General features: G+C 56.1%; 18 protein-coding genes and 1 pseudogene. 6 read left to right on the forward strand and 13 right to left on the reverse strand.

The genetic code is table 11. The annotated features are described in order from the left end of the window. The first annotated feature begins 28 nt into the window (after nt 1–28). The 5 genes from surA to apaH are packed head-to-tail and all read left to right on the forward strand — an operon-like array spanning nt 29 to nt 4,353. Entirely contained in the window at nt 29–1,315 is a 1,287-nt protein-coding gene (gene surA / locus IM265_RS05915) for a peptidylprolyl isomerase SurA (protein ID WP_049137722.1), read from the forward strand. Next, nucleotides 1,315–2,301 (forward strand): 4-hydroxythreonine-4-phosphate dehydrogenase PdxA, encoded by a 987-nt coding sequence (gene pdxA / locus IM265_RS05920; protein WP_136486652.1) that lies wholly within the window; start codon nt 1,315–1,317, stop codon nt 2,299–2,301. The genes surA and pdxA overlap by 1 nt, the downstream gene beginning before the upstream one ends. Next, nucleotides 2,298–3,119, forward strand: coding sequence for a 16S rRNA (adenine(1518)-N(6)/adenine(1519)-N(6))-dimethyltransferase RsmA (gene rsmA, locus IM265_RS05925; protein WP_028015479.1), 822 nt, complete (start codon nt 2,298–2,300; stop codon nt 3,117–3,119). Before pdxA ends, rsmA begins: the two co-directional genes overlap by 4 nt. Nucleotides 3,120–3,122: 3 nt before the next feature. Beyond that, the gene (apaG, locus tag IM265_RS05930) at nt 3,123–3,500 is read left to right on the forward strand and encodes a Co2+/Mg2+ efflux protein ApaG (protein WP_014882505.1); all 378 of its coding nucleotides are present in this window, start codon (nt 3,123–3,125) and stop codon (nt 3,498–3,500) included. Nucleotides 3,501–3,504: 4 nt separating this feature from the next. Beyond that, on the forward strand, nt 3,505–4,353 hold the full coding sequence (apaH, locus tag IM265_RS05935) for a bis(5'-nucleosyl)-tetraphosphatase (symmetrical) ApaH (RefSeq protein ID WP_045631140.1): 849 nt from the start codon (nt 3,505–3,507) through the stop codon (nt 4,351–4,353). 35 nt (nt 4,354–4,388) lie between these two features. Here apaH and folA read toward each other — a convergent pair whose 3' ends face one another. From folA to IM265_RS21995, 13 genes and pseudogenes are all read right to left on the reverse strand, one after another. Continuing rightward, nucleotides 4,389–4,868, reverse strand: coding sequence for a type 3 dihydrofolate reductase (folA, locus tag IM265_RS05940; protein ID WP_006173915.1), 480 nt, complete (start codon nt 4,866–4,868; stop codon nt 4,389–4,391). Between the two features lie 114 nt (nt 4,869–4,982). Then, nucleotides 4,983–6,848, reverse strand: coding sequence for a glutathione-regulated potassium-efflux system protein KefC (gene kefC, locus IM265_RS05945; RefSeq protein ID WP_193030220.1), 1,866 nt, complete (start codon nt 6,846–6,848; stop codon nt 4,983–4,985). Then, on the reverse strand, nt 6,841–7,371 hold the full coding sequence (gene kefF / locus IM265_RS05950; RefSeq protein ID WP_136486655.1) for a glutathione-regulated potassium-efflux system oxidoreductase KefF: 531 nt from the start codon (nt 7,369–7,371) through the stop codon (nt 6,841–6,843). The genes kefC and kefF overlap by 8 nt, the downstream gene beginning before the upstream one ends. A gap of 103 nt (nt 7,372–7,474) precedes the next feature. Beyond that, nucleotides 7,475–7,708, reverse strand: coding sequence for a YgdI/YgdR family lipoprotein (locus IM265_RS05955; protein ID WP_003856439.1), 234 nt, complete (start codon nt 7,706–7,708; stop codon nt 7,475–7,477). 140 nt (nt 7,709–7,848) lie between these two features. Beyond that, complete coding sequence (gene carB / locus IM265_RS05960; protein WP_041911263.1) at nt 7,849–11,073, reverse strand: carbamoyl-phosphate synthase large subunit; 3,225 nt, start codon at nt 11,071–11,073, stop codon at nt 7,849–7,851. Between the two features lie 18 nt (nt 11,074–11,091). Continuing rightward, on the reverse strand, nt 11,092–12,240 hold the full coding sequence (carA, locus tag IM265_RS05965; RefSeq protein WP_041911264.1) for a glutamine-hydrolyzing carbamoyl-phosphate synthase small subunit: 1,149 nt from the start codon (nt 12,238–12,240) through the stop codon (nt 11,092–11,094). A 454-nt stretch (nt 12,241–12,694) separates the two neighbouring features. After that, entirely contained in the window at nt 12,695–13,516 is an 822-nt protein-coding gene (gene dapB / locus IM265_RS05970) for a 4-hydroxy-tetrahydrodipicolinate reductase (protein ID WP_150144818.1), read from the reverse strand. Nucleotides 13,517–13,721: 205 nt separating this feature from the next. Beyond that, nucleotides 13,722–14,672: a 4-hydroxy-3-methylbut-2-enyl diphosphate reductase gene (gene ispH / locus IM265_RS05975; RefSeq protein WP_028015471.1), complete on the reverse strand. Its 951-nt coding sequence runs from the start codon at nt 14,670–14,672 to the stop codon at nt 13,722–13,724. A gap of 1 nt (nt 14,673) precedes the next feature. Continuing rightward, nucleotides 14,674–15,123, reverse strand: coding sequence for an FKBP-type peptidyl-prolyl cis-trans isomerase (gene fkpB, locus IM265_RS05980; protein WP_003856450.1), 450 nt, complete (start codon nt 15,121–15,123; stop codon nt 14,674–14,676). 57 nt (nt 15,124–15,180) lie between these two features. Next, on the reverse strand, nt 15,181–15,681 hold the full coding sequence (gene lspA, locus IM265_RS05985) for a signal peptidase II (protein ID WP_028015470.1): 501 nt from the start codon (nt 15,679–15,681) through the stop codon (nt 15,181–15,183). Continuing rightward, nucleotides 15,681–18,497 carry an isoleucine--tRNA ligase gene (gene ileS, locus IM265_RS05990; protein ID WP_048999026.1) on the reverse strand — a complete coding sequence of 939 codons (2,817 nt, stop codon included), beginning with the start codon at nt 18,495–18,497 and terminating at the stop codon, nt 15,681–15,683. The genes lspA and ileS overlap by 1 nt, the downstream gene beginning before the upstream one ends. A 45-nt stretch (nt 18,498–18,542) precedes the next feature. Then, nucleotides 18,543–19,469 carry a bifunctional riboflavin kinase/FAD synthetase gene (gene ribF / locus IM265_RS05995; protein WP_028015468.1) on the reverse strand — a complete coding sequence of 309 codons (927 nt, stop codon included), beginning with the start codon at nt 19,467–19,469 and terminating at the stop codon, nt 18,543–18,545. A 7-nt stretch (nt 19,470–19,476) separates the two neighbouring features. Further along, nucleotides 19,477–19,695: pseudogene (locus IM265_RS21995) on the reverse strand (DUF2575 domain-containing protein). 101 nt (nt 19,696–19,796) lie between these two features. On the opposite strand from IM265_RS21995, the gene rpsT reads away from it, so the two are divergent. Next, on the forward strand, nt 19,797–20,060 hold the full coding sequence (rpsT, locus tag IM265_RS06000) for a 30S ribosomal protein S20 (protein WP_003856458.1): 264 nt from the start codon (nt 19,797–19,799) through the stop codon (nt 20,058–20,060). The last annotated feature ends 43 nt before the right edge of the window (nt 20,061–20,103 follow it).

Here is a 20,103-nt window from a genome sequence, read left to right on the forward strand (position 1 = left end):
CTTTGCGGTTAATTGAAATGGAAAAAGTATGAAGAACTGGAAAACGCTGCTGCTTGGTGTCGCTATGGTTGCGAATACCAGCTTCGCGGCCCCCCAGGTTGTTGATAAGGTCGCCGCTGTCGTTAACAACGGCGTCGTGCTCGAAAGTGACGTTGATGGTCTGATGAAATCGGTGAAGCTCAATTCGGGCGAAGCGGGTCAGCAACTTCCGGATGACGCCACGCTGCGCCACCAGATCCTGGAGCGTCTGATCATGGATCAGATTATCCTGCAGATGGGTCAGAAAATGGGCGTGAAGGTGACCGACGAGCAGCTCGATCAGGCTATCGCTAACATTGCAAAGCAGAACAACATGTCGCCGGACCAGATGCGCAGCCGTCTGGCCTATGACGGCATCAGCTACGCTACCTACCGTAACCAGATCCGTAAAGAGATGCTGATTTCAGAAGTGCGTAACAATGAAGTGCGTCGTCGCGTCACGATCCTGCCGCAGGAAGTGGATGCGCTGGCAAAACAGGTGGGCAACCAGAACGATGCGAGCACAGAGCTGAACCTGAGCCACATTCTGATCCCACTGCCAGAGAACCCAACGTCCGATCAAGCTGCTGAAGCAGAAAGTCAGGCACGTTCAATTGTCGACCAGGCGCGTAACGGCGGCGACTTTGGCAAGCTGGCTATCACCTACTCTGCTGACCAACAGGCCCTGAAAGGCGGTCAGATGGGCTGGGGACGTATCCAGGAGCTGCCATCTATCTTTGCTCAGGCGCTGAGCACGGCGAAGAAAGGCGATATCGTCGGTCCAATCCGTTCAGGGGTGGGCTTCCACATTCTGAAAGTGAACGATCTGCGCGGTCAGAGCCAGAATATCTCCGTGACTGAAGTTCACGCTCGCCACATTCTGCTGAAGCCGTCACCGATCATGACTGACGATCAGGCGCGTGCGAAGCTGGAGCAAATTGCCGCAGATATTAAGAGCGGTAAAACGTCGTTTGCCAATGCAGCGAAAGAGTTCTCTCAGGATCCTGGCTCTGCGAACCAGGGCGGCGATCTGGGCTGGGCGACTGCGGACATTTACGATCCTGCCTTCCGCGATGCGCTGATGAAGCTGAATAAAGGCCAGATCAGTGCCCCGGTTCACTCTTCATTTGGCTGGCATCTGATCGAGCTGATGGACACCCGCAACGTGGACAAAACGGATGCGGCGCAGAAAGACAGAGCCTACCGTATGCTGTTTAACCGTAAGTTCTCCGAAGAAGCGGCAACCTGGATGCAGGAACAGCGCGCCAGTGCTTACGTGAAAGTCCTGAGCAACTAATGAAACAGCATCGTGTTGTTATCACTCCCGGCGAACCTGCCGGGATTGGGCCTGACCTCGTTGTCCAGCTCGCCCAGCGCAGCTGGCCAGTAGAATTGGTTGTCTGCGCGGATGCAACACTGTTACAAGACCGGGCGAATCTGCTCGGTCTGCCCTTAACGCTCATCCCTTACGTTGAAGGCCAACAGCCCGCACCACAGCAGGCCGGTACGCTCACTCTTCTTTCTGTTCCCCTTCGTACACCCGTTGTTCCAGGCAAGCTCAGCACGGAAAATGGCCACTACGTCGTGGAAACCCTTGCCCGCGCCTGCGACGGTTGCCTGAAGGGCGAATTTGCCGCTCTGATCACCGGCCCCGTGCATAAGGGCGTCATCAACGAAGCGGGCATCCCTTTTACCGGGCATACGGAGTTCTTCGAAGAGCGCTCGCACAGCCCGAAAGTGGTGATGATGCTGGCGACGGAAGCGATGCGCGTTGCTCTCGTGACCACCCATCTACCGATCAAGGCCATTCCTGATGCCATCACCCCGGAACTGCTGCGGGAGATCATCGGGATCCTGCATCACGATCTGCAGACAAAATTCGGGATCCCTCAGCCGCATGTGCTGGTCTGCGGCCTGAATCCGCACGCGGGTGAAGGGGGTCACATGGGCACCGAAGAGATCGACACCATTATTCCGGTGCTTGAAGAAATGCGCGCCAAAGGGATGAATCTCAGCGGGCCGCTGCCTGCGGACACCCTTTTCCAGCCAAAATACCTGGATAATGCCGACGCCGTCCTCGCGATGTACCACGATCAGGGTCTGCCCGTGCTAAAATACCAGGGCTTTGGCCGCGGGGTGAATATCACCCTCGGTTTACCCTTTATTCGAACGTCCGTTGACCACGGCACTGCGCTGGATCTGGCAGGCCAGGGGAAAGCGGATGTCGGCAGTTTTATTACGGCGCTTAATCTCGCCATCAAAATGATTGTTAATACTCAATGACTAATCGAGTCCATCAGGGCCACTTAGCCCGTAAACGCTTCGGGCAAAACTTTCTCAACGATCAATTCGTGATCGACAGCATCGTCTCTGCTATTAATCCGCAGAAGGGTCAGGCTATGGTCGAAATCGGCCCGGGCCTTGCCGCACTGACCGAACCGGTAGGCGAACGCCTCGACGAGCTGACCGTTATCGAACTGGACCGCGACCTTGCCGCACGCCTGCAAACGCACCCGTTCCTCGGACCAAAGCTGACCATCTATCAGCAGGATGCCATGACCATGAACTTTGGCGAACTGTCGGAAAAAATGGGCCAGCCGCTGCGCGTGTTCGGCAACCTGCCGTATAACATCTCCACGCCGCTAATGTTCCACCTCTTTAGCTATACTGATGCCATTGCCGACATGCACTTCATGTTGCAAAAAGAGGTTGTTAACCGTCTGGTTGCAGGGCCGAACAGTAAAGCGTATGGTCGTTTAAGCGTGATGGCACAATATTACTGCAACGTGATCCCGGTACTCGAAGTACCGCCATCAGCGTTCACGCCGCCACCGAAAGTAGATTCTGCGGTTGTACGCCTTGTGCCGCACAAAACGAAACCGTATCCGGTTAAAGATCTGCGTGTACTGAGCCGCATCACCACGGAAGCCTTTAACCAGCGCCGTAAAACGATCCGTAACAGTCTGAGCAATTCGTTTACCGTTGAGGTGTTAGCAGAGCTGGGGATCGACCCGGCAATGCGTGCGGAAAACATTTCCGTAGAGCAGTACTGCAAGCTGGCTAATTACATCAGCGAAAATGCGCCGCCGAAGGAGAGTTAAGCCATGATTGATTCGCCCCGCGTATGTGTCCATGTACAAAGCGTCTATGTTGAATCGCAATCCTCGCCGGATGAAGAGCGTTTTGTCTTTGCTTACACCGTGACCATTCGCAATCTGGGGCGGATGCCCGTGCAGCTGCGCGGGCGCTACTGGCTTATCACCAACGGCAATGGCCGCGAAATTGAAGTTCAGGGTGAAGGTGTGGTCGGTGAACAACCCCACATCGCCCCTGGCGAAGAGTATCAGTACACCAGCGGCGCGGTAATTGAAACGCCGCTGGGTACCATGCAAGGCCATTACGAAATGGTCGACGTCGATGGCAATGTGTTCCGCGTTGCTATTCCTGTGTTCCGTCTCGCCGTAACCACACTCATTCATTAATCTAATGTCTACATATCTGATTGGCGACGTTCACGGTTGCTACGATGAACTGATCGCATTGTTAAAACAGGTCGACTTTACGCCAGGACAGGACACGCTCTGGCTGACGGGCGATTTAGTCGCGCGTGGTCCGGGCTCGCTTGAGGTTTTACGTTTCGTCAAATCTCTGGGCGACAGCGTGCGCATGGTGCTGGGCAATCACGATCTTCACCTGTTGGCCGTATTTGCCGGGATCAGCCGCAACAAACCTAAAGATCGCCTCTCTCCCCTGCTGGATGCGCCAGACGCGGACGACCTGATTAACTGGCTGCGCCGCCAGCCTTTACTGCAGGTCGATGAGGAGAAAAAGCTGGTCATGGCTCATGCCGGGATCACCCCGCAATGGGATCTTGAGACGGCTAAAACCTGCGCGCGTGACGTTGAGGCGGTGCTGGCGAGCGACTCGTACCCCTTCTTCCTTGATGCCATGTACGGCGATATGCCGAATCACTGGAGCGAGGATCTCAGCGGTCTGGCCCGCCTGCGCTTTATTACCAACGCTTTTACGCGCATGCGTTTCTGCTTCCCGAACGGGCAGCTGGACATGTATTCCAAAGAGACGCCGGAAAGCGCGCCTGCCCCGCTCAAACCGTGGTTTGCCATTCCTGGACCCGTGACAAGCGAGTACAACGTCGTCTTTGGCCACTGGGCTGCGCTGGAAGGAAAAGGCACGCCGGACGGGATCTACGGTCTGGATACCGGATGCTGCTGGGGCGGAGAGTTGACCTGCTTACGCTGGGAAGATAAAACTTACTTTGTTCAGCCGTCCAACCGACAGCTGGACTTAGGGGAAAGTGAGGCCGTTGCCTCCTGAATCATTCCCTCTCCCGGGCGGGAGAGGGACATCACTTAACGACGTTCCAGAATCTCGAAGCAGTAGCTGTGGGAGTTCTGTGCATCCGCGTCGTGGAACTCGCTGAATACCGATTCCCACTCGTCCGGATCGTAATCCGGGAAATGGGTGTCCCCTTCCACTTCCGCATCAATGTGGGTCAGATACAGCTTCTGCGCTTTTGGCAGGAACTGCTCATACACGCGGCCGCCGCCGATCACCATGATCTCTTCGGCGTCACCGCAGGCGGCAATCGCTTCATCAACGGACTTAACCCATTCGACGCGATCGTCAGTGCCCGGCTGGCTACTGATAACGATATTCTTACGGCCCGGCAATGGACGACCAATCGACTCCCAGGTCAGGCGGCCCATCACTACCGGCTTGTTTAACGTAGTACGTTTAAACCATGCGAGATCGGCAGGCAGGTTCCACGGCATGGCATTTTCCATACCGATAACGCGGTCCACCGCCAGCGCTGCAATCAGACTGATCATTGAAAATTTCCCGGATGCAAAAAATTGCCGCCACTATACGGAAAGCTTAATCTTTCGTCGACTGGCGGCAGAGTAAAGATAGAGAAATTTTTTATTATTGCTGGCAACTCCACTTCACGCGGAAGGTTTACTCTCGGGCTCGTCAGCCGGATCGCCGGTATGCTTGCCCTCTTCCGTGCCCTGCCAGCCATGACGTTGGATCAGCGACAGGTGATTGCGGTCCTCGTTAATGATTTCTGTCAGCATGGCGCTGGTGCGTTTAAACACCGCCGCACGCTCCGTGGCCGTACTGCCGGCCATCGCCGCCATCTCTTCCACCATCCCGGTGTTAAAGCGGCGGAACAGATCCGCACGTTCGCGCGCTTCATACGCGCCGAGCCCCAGATTCTCCAGCGCCAGGCGGCCAGACTTCAGCGCGCCTTCGAACGTTTCACGCTCCGGCGCCTCTACGCCCGCCTGACGCAGCCGGATGTAATGATCCACATCGCGCGCGCGGGAGATAATGGTCAGCCCTGGAAAATGCTCTTTTACCAGCTCCACCATCTGCATGCTGGTCTCAGGATCGTCAATGGCGTTAATCAATACCTCGGCTTTTGCCGCCCCGGCGGATTCCAGCAGATCGACGCGAGTCGCATCGCCGTAAAACACCTTCATATCAAATTTACGCAGGGTATCGACATGGTCAGGATCGTGATCGAGAATCACCATTTTCACCCCGCTTGACAGCAGTAAACGCCCGACGATCTGCCCGTAGCGACCAAATCCGGCGATGATGACGCGCGGCTGCTCCTCATCGATCTCGTCGGCTTCGCGCTCCTGCTCGCTGCCTGATTTTTCCAGACGCGTCAGCACCACCAGTAGAACAGGCGTTGCCGCCATCGACAGCGCGACCGCCAGCGTCAGCGCTTTCGCCCACTCGGGATCGAGCACGTTTGCCATCTGCGCGGCACCAAAGACCACGAATGCAAATTCGCTCCCCTGACCCAGCAGTACGGCAAACCAGCGGCGCTGCTTGTTCGGCACCTTCAATGGACGCGCAATCAGCCACAGCATCACCATTTTAATCACCAGGAAACCGACGAGCAGGATGACGATCCGCAGCGGGTGCGTGACCAGCGTGCCGAAGTCGACGGACATCCCCACGCCGATGAAAAACAGCCCCAGCAGCAGCCCTTTGAACGGCTCGATATCGCTTTCCAGGGCGTGACGATATTCAGAGCTCGCCAGCAGAACGCCTGCGAGGAACGCCCCCATCGCCATCGACAGCCCGGCTTCCTCCAGCAGCAAACCAAAGCCAAACACCAGGAACAGCGCCACGGCGCTGAACACTTCGCGCAGGCCTGAACGGGCAACAAACCGCAGTAACGGGCGGGTCACGTAGCGGCCAAGCAGGACCACCAGCGCCAGCGCCCCCACGACTTTTAATGCCGACAGCGCAAACGCCCCCAGCGTCGTGGACGAGCCGCTTGCCGCCAGCAACGGGATCATCGCCACCAGCGGAATAGCGGCGATATCCTGGAACAGCAGCACCGAGAACGCGCTGCGTCCCATCTGCGAGACCGTCAGATTTCGCTCGTTCATCGCCTGCATGGCGATGGCCGTCGAGGAGAGCGCAAGCGTCATGCCGATAAGCTCCGCCACTTTCCAGTCCATGCCCAACAGGATGCAGAACCCACCGATCAGCAGGCCGCAGGCCACCATCTGCAGCGCGCCTCCGCCAAATACCGAGGCGCGAAGTTTCCATAACCTCTGCGGATCCAGCTCCAGACCAATCACAAACAGCATCAGCACGACGCCAATTTCAGCGAAATGGAGGATCGCCTCCGCATCCGTTACCAGTCGAAAGCCCCAGGGCCCAATGACGCAGCCCGCAATCAGGTAGCCGAGAACCGACCCCAGCCCCAGACGTACCGCCACCGGCACAATCAGCGCCGCCGCGCCGAGATAAATCAGCGCCTGTATCAGCGTATGGCTATCCATGATGCGTCTCCTGCCACTCAAGCAAGCGTTGTTTATAATGGCGAGCCTGCGCCTGCAGCGTTTCATCGTCGCAAACAAAGGTGCAATGCATCGCAAAAGGCGGGAGCCAGTTCAGCCCGCAGTAAAGCGCCGTAGCCTGCAGCGGCTGCGCCAGGACGTCAAACCCCGGGAAGGAACCGATATCAAAGTGGCTTTCCCCACCGCCGGTGGTAACCGCCCACATCAGACTTTTGCCTTTTAGCGCATGGCCGTTGTGGCCATACGCCCAGCCGTGAGAGAAGACCTTATCGATCCACAGTTTCAGGAGCGGGGGCGTACTGTACCACTGCATAGGATGTTGCCAGATAATCAGATCGGCACGGGTGAGCGCCTCCTGTTCGGCGGCGATATCGATATTAAAATCGGGATAGAGTTGATAGAGGGAACGTATCTCTACGTTATCCAGCGTCCTTACCTGCTCAAGCATCCGCTTATTCGCATGCGAGTGCTGCGGATAGGGATGGGCATAAATTATAAGAATCATTGATTAGCCTGTTGTTACTGCCTTCTTTTAACAAAAGAGTGTAGTCAGTAATTCAACAGGCTAATAGTGAATATTATTGACGGGCTTACGTCAGAATTCAGAATTAGTTATCCAGCTCGCCCATCGATTTCACCTGGTCGCGATTAATCTGTTCAGTTTGACCGGTTTCGGCGTTTTTGTACGACACCAGGCCGGTATCGTCATCCACCTGCGGTTTCCCGTCAGTCACGATGGTTTTACCATCGGTGGTTTTTACGGCCTGATTGGACGAACAGCCCGCGACGGTAAACATTGCGGTGGCAGCCAGAACGGAAGCGATCAGTAATTTATTTTGCATGGTGTTTTCCCCTGCTCTCAGTTGAATTTTCGTTATCGACCTAACTATTTTAGGCTAACTGACTGAAAGCGGATGAAAAACCAGAAGGTTCTTAAGATGGGAAAATTGCCCGGTAACCGAACGGTACCGGGCAATGGGGGTTACTTGCTAATCTGCGCGTGCATTTCCTGCACCGAAATCACCTTTTCGGTGGCATCCGCATTCAGCGCCATCGCTGTTGCGAAACCGCCGTTCAGGGTGGTGTCGTAGTGCACTTTGTATTGCAGCGCGCTGCGGCGAATCAGCTTGGAGTCTTCAATCGCCTGGCGTCCTGCGGTGGTGTTGATGATGTAGGTATATTCGCCATTCTTGATACGATCCTGAATGTGCGGACGACCTTCATGCACTTTGTTCACCAGACGCGGGTTAATACCGGCTTCACCCAGCACAATCGCCGTACCGTGGGTTGCGTCCAGCTCGAAGCCCTGTTTCAGCAGCTTGGCGGCCAGGTCAACCACGCGCTCTTTATCGCCTTCGCGAACGGAGAGCAGCGCACGGCCCGATTTTCTCATGGTAGAGCTGCTGCCCAGCTGCGCCTTGGCAAACGCTTCTGCGAAGGTGCGGCCCACGCCCATTACTTCCCCGGTTGAGCGCATCTCTGGCCCTAACAGCGGGTCAACGCCCGGGAATTTGTTGAACGGCAGCACCACCTCTTTCACCGAGTAATACGGCGGGATGATCTCTTTGGTTACGCCCTGCTGCGCCAGCGTCTGGCCAGCCATTACGCGCGCCGCCACTTTCGCCAGCGGAATACCGGTCGCTTTAGAGACGAACGGTACGGTACGCGCCGCACGCGGGTTGACTTCAATCAGATAAACTTCGTTGTCTTTCACCGCGAACTGAACGTTCATCAGGCCACGAACCTGCAGCTCAAAGGCCAGCTTCTGCACCTGCTGGCGCATCACGTCCTGAATTTCCTGGCTCAGCGTGTAGGCCGGCAGAGAACAGGCGGAGTCGCCGGAGTGCACGCCAGCCTGCTCGATGTGCTCCATGATGCCGCCAATCAGCACCATTTCGCCGTCGCAGATGGCGTCAACGTCCACCTCAACCGCGTCGTCGAGGAAGCGGTCAAGCAGTACTGGCGCATCGTTGGAAACGCTCACCGCCGTCTGGAAGTAGCGACGCAGGTCGGCTTCGTCGTAGACGATTTCCATCGCGCGGCCGCCCAGAACGTAGGAAGGGCGCACCACCAGCGGGTAACCAATCTCCTTCGCCTTCTCAACGGCCATTTCAATGGCGGTCACGGTGGCGTTCGCCGGCTGCTTCAGCTTGAGACGGTCAACCGCCTGCTGGAAACGCTCACGGTCTTCCGCGCGGTCAATCGCGTCCGGGCTGGTGCCGATAACCGGCACGCCTGCGGCTTCCAGCGCGCGCGCCAGCTTCAGCGGGGTCTGACCGCCGTACTGCACGATAACGCCTTTTGGCTTCTCGATGCGCACGATTTCCAGCACGTCTTCCAGGGTAACCGGCTCGAAGTAGAGACGGTCAGAGGTGTCGTAGTCGGTAGAAACGGTTTCCGGGTTACAGTTGACCATGATGGTCTCGTACCCGTCTTCGCGCAGCGCCAGCGAGGCGTGTACGCAGCAGTAGTCGAACTCGATGCCCTGGCCGATACGGTTTGGACCGCCGCCCAGCACCATAATCTTGTCGCGGTCGACGGACGGGTTCGCTTCGCACTCGTCTTCATAGGTGGAGTACATGTACGCGGTATCGGTCGAGAACTCGGCCGCGCAGGTGTCCACGCGCTTGTAAACCGGGTGCAGGTCATACTGGTCGCGCAGCTTGCGGATTTCCGCTTCGCGCACGCCCGCCAGCTTAGCCAGACGCGCATCGGCGAAGCCTTTACGCTTCAGCATGCGCAGGAAGTCTGCGTCCAGGCCGTTGATGCCCAGCTCCGCCACTTTCTCTTCCAGACGCACCAGCTCTTCAATCTGCACCAGGAACCAGCGGTCGATGTTGGTCAGGTTAAATACGCCGTCGACGGACAGGCCCGCGCGGAAGGCATCGGCGATGTACCAGATACGCTCTGCGCCCGCGTCTTTCAGCTCGCGGCGGATTTTTGTCAGCGCTTCAGGGTCGTCCAGGCTCACTTTCGGGTCAAAGCCGGTGGCGCCCACTTCCAGACCGCGCAGCGCTTTTTGCAGGGATTCCTGCTGCGTGCGGCCAATCGCCATCACTTCACCCACAGATTTCATCTGGGTCGTCAGACGGTCGTTCGCGCCCGCGAATTTCTCGAAGTTAAAGCGAGGAATTTTAGTCACAACGTAGTCGATGGACGGCTCGAAGGACGCAGGCGTGCGGCCACCGGTGATGTCGTTCATCAGCTCGTCGAGGGTGTAACCCACTGCCAGCTTCGCCGCCACTTTCGCAATCGGGAAGCCGGTGGCTTTGGAGGCCAGCGCGGAGGAGCGGGACACGCGCGGGTTCATTTCGATAACAATCAGACGGCCGGTTTTCGGGTTAACGGAGAACTGCACGTTAGAGCCGCCGGTTTCCACGCCGATTTCACGCAGTACCGCCATCGAGGCGTTACGCATGATTTGATACTCTTTGTCGGTCAGCGTCTGGGCTGGCGCAACGGTGATGGAGTCGCCGGTGTGGATACCCATCGCATCGAAGTTTTCGATGGAGCAGACGATGATGCAGTTGTCGTTTTTATCACGCACCACTTCCATCTCGTACTCTTTCCAGCCAATCAGCGATTCATCAATCAGCAGCTCTTTGGTTGGGGAGAGATCCAGGCCGCGCTCGCAAATCTCTTCAAACTCTTCGCGGTTGTAGGCGATACCGCCGCCGGTTCCGCCCATGGTGAAGGAAGGACGGATGATGCACGGATAACCCACTTCAGCCGCAACGGCCAGCGCTTCTTCCATATTGTGTGCGATACCGGAACGCGCGGTGTCGAGGCCGATTTTTTTCATCGCCACGTCGAAGCGGCGACGGTCTTCTGCTTTATCAATCGCGTCGGCGGTCGCACCAATCATGGTGACGCCAAATTCAGCCAGCACGCCCTGACGCTCCAGCTCCAGCGCGCAGTTCAGCGCCGTCTGGCCGCCCATGGTTGGCAGCACCGCGTCCGGACGCTCTTTTTCAATGATTTTGCGTACCACTTCCCAGTGAATTGGCTCGATGTAGGTCGCGTCTGCCATTTCCGGGTCGGTCATGATGGTGGCCGGGTTAGAGTTGACCAGGATGACGCGGTAACCCTCTTCGCGCAGGGCTTTACACGCCTGCGCACCGGAATAGTCAAATTCACAGGCCTGGCCGATCACGATCGGGCCAGCGCCAAGGATCAGGATGCTTTTTATGTCTGTACGTTTTGGCATGGTCTTCTCGGCTCCTGATTATTTAGCGGTCTTACGGTATTGCTCGATAAGTTCGATGAAGTGATCGAACAGCGGCGCGGCGTCGTGCGGGCCCGGGCTGGCTTCCGGGTGGCCCTGGAAGCTGAACGCTGGCTTATCGGTTCGGTGGATACCCTGTAGGGTGCCATCGAACAGTGATTTGTGCGTCACGCGCAGGTTAGCCGGCATAGAGGCTTCATCGACGGCGAAACCGTGGTTCTGCGCGGTAATCATCACCGTATTGTTATCAATGTCTTTCACCGGGTGGTTACCACCGTGGTGGCCGAACTTCATCTTGACGGTGTTCGCACCGCTCGCCAGCGCCAGCAGCTGATGGCCGAGGCAGATGCCGAATACCGGGATGTCGGTTTCCAGGAAGGACTTGATGGCGTCGATAGCGTAATCGCACGGTGCCGGGTCGCCTGGGCCGTTAGAGAGGAAGATGCCGTCCGGGTTCATCTTAAGCACCTCTTCAGCGGAGGTTTTCGCCGGTACCACCGTCAGGCGGCAGCCGCGGTCAACCAGCATGCGCAGGATGTTGCGCTTGGCACCAAAATCATAGGCCACCACGTGGAACGGCAGTTCGTTCTCTTTTTTCGCTTCCGGCAGGTCGCCTTCCAGCGTCCAGCTCCCCTGCGTCCAGCTGTAGGCTTCGGCGGTAGTCACTTCTTTCGCGAGGTCCATACCGTTCAGGCCCGGGAAGGCTTTCGCTTTTTCCAGCGCCAGCGTCGCATCGAGGTTATCCCCTGCGATGATGCAGCCGTTTTGTGCCCCCTTCTCGCGCAGCAGACGCGTCAGCTTACGGGTATCGATATCGGCAATCGCCACGATGTTATGGCGCTTCAGGTAAGAAGAGAGGTCTTCAGTGTTGCGGAAGTTGCTGGCAATCAGCGGCAGGTCGCGAATGACCAGGCCTTGCGCATGTACCTGAGAGGATTCTTCGTCAGCCGCATTGGTGCCGACATTGCCGATATGAGGATAAGTAAGAGTAACGATTTGGCGAGAATAGGAAGGATCAGTGAGGATTTCTTGATAACCGGTCATTGAAGTATTGAAAACGACTTCCCCAACCGCCGAACCCGTTGCCCCTATGGCCCGACCGATAAACTGGGTTCCGTCTTCCAGAACCAATAGCGCTGACTTAATCAAAACACCCTCCAGAGAATATTCACTCACTTTATTTGCATATTAATTCATGACTATGTCATAGATCAATGCAAATGTGTTGCCAGCGGATTTTTGGCAAACGGCGGCATTCTGGAGATTTGGTGGGTAAAAGTCAACTTAAAACGGATATTTTGTTTATTCTTTTGCAGGACTGGCAGCTTGAATAGGATTTAACGGGCAAAAAGATCAGGTAAATCATCCTGGAAAACGCTTGCGCGGTAGGTTTTATGGAAATTAAGAGCCGAGAGCGACAAAAAGTGGACCAAATGGTCAAAATTTACATTCAATTCACATAATAATGGCATAAAACTCAGATTTATGACGATTAACAATCAAAATTCATATAAAACAAATAAAATAAGAGGGCAATAAATTATTGCCCTATGCAATCAATATATTACGACTGCAATAACCACATCACGATGGGTAATAAAGCTTACAAATTGTTGAGATCCAGCACATCTCGCATATCAAAAAGACCCTTTTCTTTCGATTTCAGCCACAACGCGGAGCGTACTGCGCCATTGGCGAACGTCATGCGGCTTGACGCTTTGTGTGTAATCTCAACACGTTCGCCAATATCGGCGAACATCGCCGTGTGTTCGCCGACGATATCGCCCGCCCGGACGGTTGCGAAACCAATGGTGCCCGGCACGCGTTCTCCGGTATGCCCTTCACGTGAATAGACTGCGATGTCTTTTAAATCTTTATCCATTGCATAAGCAATCGCTTCGCCCATCGCCAGCGCCGTGCCTGATGGAGCATCAACTTTATGGCGGTGGTGCGCTTCAATAATCTCTATGTCGGTGTAGTCACCCATCACCTTCGCCGCTTTTTCCAGCAGCTTCAGCATGACGTTAACGCCTACGCTAAAGTTCGCGGCAAAGACAATCGCAATGTCGCTGGCTGCATCCTGAATGGCCTGTTTACCCGCATCATCGAAGCCGGTGGTGCCAATCACCATCCCTTTACCGTGCTGGCGGCAAAACGCCAGGTGAGTCAGGGTGCCTTCGGGACGGGTAAAGTCGATGAACACGTCAAAGTCATCTTTCACCGCATCAAGGCTGCTCTGAACGGTAACACCTGTCTTGCCCGCGCCGGCCAGTTCACCCGCATCGGATCCCAACAGGGATGAACCTTCACGCTCCAGCGCCGCGCCGAGTGCCACGCCATCCATTTGTATTGCCGCCTGAATCAGCTGGCGACCCATACGTCCACCCGCGCCCGCAATGGCGACACGGATCTGTGCATCATGCATAGTTATTCTCTTACGTTAAAATGATGTAAATCGTTTTCAGATTAACCAGCCTTCGTAAAGGCTGCCAACTGAAAACACCAATAATTAGAATTTAACGTGAAACCGACTCAGATATCAGTAAAAGACATGATTTTGTTGTCACGATAAAGTCCGGGGCAAAAAAAAGGCCAGCACAGGAGGTGCTGGCCTTTCATCAGAAAAGAAATTATTCCACTTCGCGGGCGTCGATACGCAGCTCTTTCGGCACTTCGAAGACGATATTCTCTTCGCGTCCTTCCAGCGGAACCGCTTCGCCCCCGCCCAGCTCCTGCAGACGAGCAATCACGTTCTGCACCAGGATATCCGGCGCGGAAGCGCCTGCGGTAACGCCAACGCAGGCCGCATTTTTCACCCACGCTTCCTGGATGTCCGTCGCGTCGTCGATTAAAAACGCCGCTTTCCCCATACGCTGCGCCAGTTCGGCCAGACGGTTGGAGTTAGAGGAGTTTTTAGAGCCGACAACCAGCACCACGTCCGCCTGTTCAGCCAGCGCGCGCACCGCTTCCTGACGGTTAGTGGTGGCGTAGCAGATATCATCCTTACGCGGCCCGACGATTTTCGGGAAGCGCTGGCGCAGGGCGTCAATCACGTCTGAGGTGTCGTCTACGGAGAGCGTGGTCTGGGTCATAAACGACAGACGCGCTTCGTTTTTCACGTTCAGCGTCAGGACATCTTCCGGCGACTCCACCAGGTACATTCCCCCTTCCGGGTTGCTGTACTGGCCCATGGTGCCTTCAACTTCCGGGTGACCGGCGTGGCCAATCAGAATCGACTCTTCACCGCGACGGCTGGCGCGCGCCACTTCCATATGCACTTTTGTCACTAATGGACAGGTGGCATCGAATACGGTCAGATCGCGGCTTTTCGCTTCGTTACGGACCGCCTGAGAGACGCCGTGCGCGGAGAAGATCAGGATCGCGCCGTCCGGCACTTCGCTGATCTGCTCGATGAAAATAGCACCGCGCTCGCGCAGGCTGTCGACCACGTAGCGGTTATGCACCACTTCATGACGCACGTAGATCGGCGCGCCGTAAATCTCCAGCGCGTTTTCAACAATGCTGATAGCGCGGTCTACACCGGCGCAGAAGCCGCGCGGGTTAGCCAACAGGATCTGCATTTCAGGCCTCCAGTGCCGGATCGATCTCCAGCACTTCAACATCAAAATGAACGGTACGCCCGGCAAGCGGATGGTTGAAGTCAACGGTGATAGAGTCGCCGTTAATCTCGCGGATCACGCCAGGCATTTCGCTGCCGTCCATAGCGGTAAAGAGCATAATCGCCCCGATTTCCGGTTCGCCCGCGTCCATAAACTCGCGGCGCGAGAAATACTGAATCAGGTCCGGGCTTGGCACGCCAAACGCGGCATCCGGCTCCAGCGAGAACGCTTTTTTCTCACCCTCTTTCAGGCCCAGGAGCTGCTGCTCAAGACCTTCAGACAGGGAGGTATCGCCGAGACGAAACAGGGCAGGTTTGCCGTTATTGCGGGTGGATTCAGCCGTGGAGCCGTCATCCAGCTTCAGCGTGAAGTGAACGAGAACCGCGCTGTTGCTCTGTACGGATTTAGACATACACATTGCTCTTTAATGTTGTGCCGGGTGGCGCAGCGCATCACCCGGCATTGACAATTACGCCTGCTCTTTCGCTGCGGGTTTAGGCAAGAAGCCTTCCAGCACGATTAACGCCGCACCGATGCAGATGGCGGTGTCGGCCAGGTTAAAGGTCGCGAAGTGCCAGTCGCCGACGTAGAAGTCGATCATATCGACCACAAAGCCGTGCCACAGGCGGTCAAACAGGTTGCCCAGCGCGCCGCCAATGATCAGCGCGTAGGCGATGTTATTCAGCTTTTGCGTGGCTTTCGAGCGGTACATCAGCACAGCCAGTACCACGCAGATACCGAGAGCGATACCCGCGAAGAACCAGCGCTGCCAGCCACCGCTGTCGGCAAGGAAGCTAAACGCCGCGCCGTAGTTGCGCGCATAGTGCAGGTTAAGCGACGGGAACAGCGAAACCGTCTCCCCCAGAGCGAAATTCTGGAGGATCAGGAATTTGCTGCCCAGATCGATAATCAGCACCACCACAACCAGCCACAGCCAGCGCAGTCCTGTTGAACAGAGAGTTTTACTCATCAGGCAAACTTACGTTTTTCGCCGTCACCGGCGACGTTGCTTACACAGCGTCCGCAGATGTCTGCGTGTTCCGCCACCTGGCCGATATCGGTAGTGTAATGCCAGCAGCGCGGGCACTTCTCACCTTCGGCTTTGCTCAGTGCGACTTTCAGGCCTTTGAGCAACTCGCTCTGCTGAGCATCTGCAGAAGCCTCGGCATAATCCGCAACTTTTGCACCGGAGGTCAACAGGACAAATCGCAATTCATCGCCCAGCGCGGTCAGCTTCGCCGCCAGCTCCGGTTCGGCGTACAGGGTCACTGCCGCTTCCAGAGAGCCACCGACTTTCTTATCCGCACGCGCCTGCTCGATCACTTTGTTCACTTCGCCACGCACTTTCAGCAGCTCGTCCCAGAAGGCATCGTTCATTGCTTCGGTGCTGGAGAGATCGAACAGACCTTCATACCACTCGCCGGTGAAGACATACTTCTCACGGTCGCCCGGCAGATAGCCCCAGATTTCATCCGCGGTGAAGGACATGATCGGCGCCATCCAGCGCACCAGCGCTTCTGCGATGTGGAACAGCGCGGACTGGCAGCTACGGCGCGCCACGCTGTCCGCTTTCGCGGTGTACTGGCGATCTTTGATGATGTCGAGGTAGAACGAGCCCATCTCGATGGAGCAGAAGCGCATCAGGCGCTGCACCACTTCGTGGAAGTCGTAAGACTCATATGCCTTAACGATGTCTTCCTGCGCCGCTTTCGCGCAGCCTACCGCCCAGCGGTCCAGCACGACCATCTCTTCCGGTTTCACCATATCTTTCACTGGATCGAACCCGTTCAGGTTCGCCAGCAGGAAGCGCGCGGTGTTACGGATACGACGATAGCTGTCGGCAGCACGCTTCAGGATCTCGTCAGACACCGCCATTTCGCCAGTGTAGTCGGTTGAAGCTACCCACAGACGCAGGATGTCCGCGCCCAGCTTGTTCATCACGTCCTGCGGCGAAACGGTGTTGCCGATAGATTTAGACATCTTACGGCCCTGACCATCCACGGTGAAGCCGTGGGTCAGTACCTGACGGTAAGGCGCTTTACCTTTCATCGCGGTGGAGATCATCAGGGATGACATGAACCAGCCGCGGTGTTGGTCGGAACCTTCCAGATACATGTCGGCAGCGTGACCGGCAAACTCCGGACGCACGTCAACTACGGAGGCGTGAGTCGACCCGGAGTCGAACCACACGTCCAGGGTGTCTGGCACTTTCTCATAGTTGTCCGCGTCCGCGCCCAGGATGTCACGGGCGTCGAGATCCCACCACGCCTGAATGCCGTCAACTTCGACGCGCTTCGCCACTTCTTCCATCAGTTCCAGGGTGTTCGGGTGCAGCTCATGCGTCTCTTTATGCACGAACAGCGACATCGGCACGCCCCAGGTACGCTGACGAGAGATACACCAGTCAGGACGGTTAGCCACCATGGATTCGATACGCGCCTGGCCCCAGTCCGGGATCCACTGCACGCCTTTGATCTCTTTCAGAGACTGCTCGCGCAGGCCTTTCTGATCCATGCTGACGAACCACTGCGGGGTCGCACGGAAGATGATCGGCGTCTTGTGGCGCCAGCAGCACGGATAGCTGTGCTGCATTTTCTCAACGTGAAGCAGCGCGCCGCTGGTGCGCAGCATGTCAACGATGATGTCGTTGGCTTTGAAGACGTTGATTCCATCCAGCGCCGGATAGGTGCCAGGCAGGTAAGACCCGTCCGGGCCTACCGGGTTGGCAATTTCCAGGCCGTATTTCAGGCTGATATTGTAGTCGTCAGGACCGTGGCCACCGGCGGTATGTACCGCACCGGTACCCGCGTCCAGCGTGACGTGGTCGCCCAGGATTGCCGGAACGTCGAAGTCCAGGAACGGGTGTTTGAAGCGCATCAGCTCCAGCGCGTCGCCTTTTACGGTGCCCAGCACGGTGTAGTCGGTGATATTCGCGCGTTTCAGCACGCTTTCAACCAGATCTTTCGCCAGGATAACCGCGCGGCCATCAATCTGCACCAGCGCATATTCGAACTCGCCGGAGAGAGAGATTGCACGGTTGGCTGGCAGCGTCCACGGGGTTGTGGTCCAGATCACCAGAGAGATTGGGCCGCTAACGCCAGGCAGACCGAATTTACCTTTAATGGCATCCTGATCGACCGCTTCGAAGGCCACGTCGATTGAAGGTGAAGTTTTGTCGTAATATTCCACTTCCGCTTCTGCCAGCGCAGAACGGCAGTCCACGCACCAGTGCACAGGCTTTGCGCCTTTATGCAGGTGGCCGTTACCGATGATTTTGCCCAGCGCACGGATGATGTTGGCTTCGGTTTTGAAGTCCATGGTCAGGTACGGGTGCGACCAGTCGCCCAGCACGCCCAGACGGATAAAGTCAGCGCGCTGGCCTTCAACCTGAGTGGCCGCGTATTCGCGGCACTTCGCGCGGAACTCTGCAGCGGTGAACTTCTCACCTGGCTTGCCAAACTCTTGCTCCACTTTCAGCTCGATCGGCAGACCGTGGCAGTCCCAGCCCGGAACATAAGGCGAGTCAAATCCCGCGAGTCCTTTGGACTTCACGATAATATCTTTCAGAATCTTGTTTACAGAGTGACCAATATGAATGCTGCCATTCGCATATGGAGGGCCATCATGCAGAATGAAGGTTTTTTTGCCTTTTTTGGCTGCACGAATGATGCCGTACAGGTCATCATCGGTCCAACGCGCCAGCATTCCCGGTTCACGCTTGGCGAGATCGCCGCGCATCGGGAACCCTGTTTCCGGCAAATTCAGGGTTGATTTATAGTCACTCATCAGATTCTCGGTTCCGTATTTATCACGTAGGCAGTTAAGCCGGTTCTAAAGCCCAAAAAACTCGCGGGCCGTTAATTCATCTCGCGCGATTTGCGCCTTAAGTTCATCCAGCGAAGCAAATCGCTGCTCGTTGCGTATTTTTTTACGCAGTATTACATCTATATGGCGACCATAAAGGTCCATTACAACGTCCAGCAGGTGCACTTCTAGCTGTTGACGCACACCGGCAACGGTAGGACGCGTGCCAATGTTGGCAACGCCGTAAAACGACTTATCGCCCAGTCCTGCCACTTCCACCGCATAGACCCCTTTAACCGGGGAAACCTGACGACGCAGCGGTATATTCGCCGTCGGGAAACCAATCGTGCGGCCCAGCGCATCGCCATGAACCACGCGGCCAGAGATGGTGAACGGATGGCCCAGCAAATTTTCTGCCGTCTCCAGTTCATCATTAGCCAGCGCCTGCCGCACCGCCGTGCTGCTGACGCGCACGCCGCCTTCACAGAAGGTCATCGCGCTGGTGACGTCAAAACCGTACTCCAGACCAGCCTTCTGTAATAGCAAGAAATCGCCCTGACGACCAGCGCCAAAGCGGAAATCATCCCCCACGGCGAGAAACTGAACGCCAAGACGCTTAACCAGCAGGTCACTGACAAAATTTTGTGCTGTCAGTGCGGCAAAGCGGCGATCGAAACGCACACACAATACGTAGTCCACGCCGGACTCCGCCAGGTAGCGCAACTTTTCGCGCAGGCGAGTGAGGCGAGCGGGAGATTTATCGCCCGCGAACAGCTCCAGCGGCTGTGGCTCGAAAATCATCACCACAACGGGCAGGCCACGGGCCTCCCCTTCTTTACGCAATCCCTGCAACAGCGCCTGATGACCACGATGCACGCCGTCGAAATTACCAATGGTCAGCACGCACCCGTGTGGCGCTCTGCTGAGATTATGTATGCCGCGTATCAGCTTCATGTCTGGCTCAAAACAGTGAAAATCGCCAAAGTATACCTTGTACAGCGGTTAAGGTTAACCGGCGATTGTTCGCGCAAAACAGAAAGCCGTAATGATTTCATCAGGCTGACCTTTCACAGCGAAAAAATCTGCCCGTGAACTGCGATTTTTACGCCGAAAGGCTGTATTCACGAAAGACAAGCTGGTAGAATCCTGCGCCATCACTACGTAACGTAGCGTCGCTAATTAACGGCGCTTATTTGCACAAATCCATTGACAAAAGAAGGCAAAGAGGGCATATTCCTCGGCCTTTGAATTGTCCACATAGAACATATTTGGGAGTTGGACTTGGCTAATATCAAATCAGCTAAGAAACGTGCCGTTCAGTCTGAAAAGGCTCGTAAGCACAACGCAAGCCGTCGCTCTATGATGCGTACTTTCATCAAGAAAGTATACGCAGCAATCGAAGCTGGCGACAAAGCTGCAGCGCAGAACGCATTTAACGAAATGCAACCAATCGTGGATCGTCAGGCTGCTAAAGGTCTGATCCACAAAAACAAAGCAGCGCGTCATAAAGCAAACCTGACCGCGCAGATCAACAAACTGGCTTAATCGCTACTTGTTGTTGCTTGTTTAAAGAACCCGCTTAACGCGG

It is taken from the genome of Enterobacter cloacae complex sp. P17RS (assembly GCF_014895885.1).
GTDB classification, from domain to species: Bacteria; Pseudomonadota; Gammaproteobacteria; order Enterobacterales; family Enterobacteriaceae; genus Enterobacter; species Enterobacter bugandensis.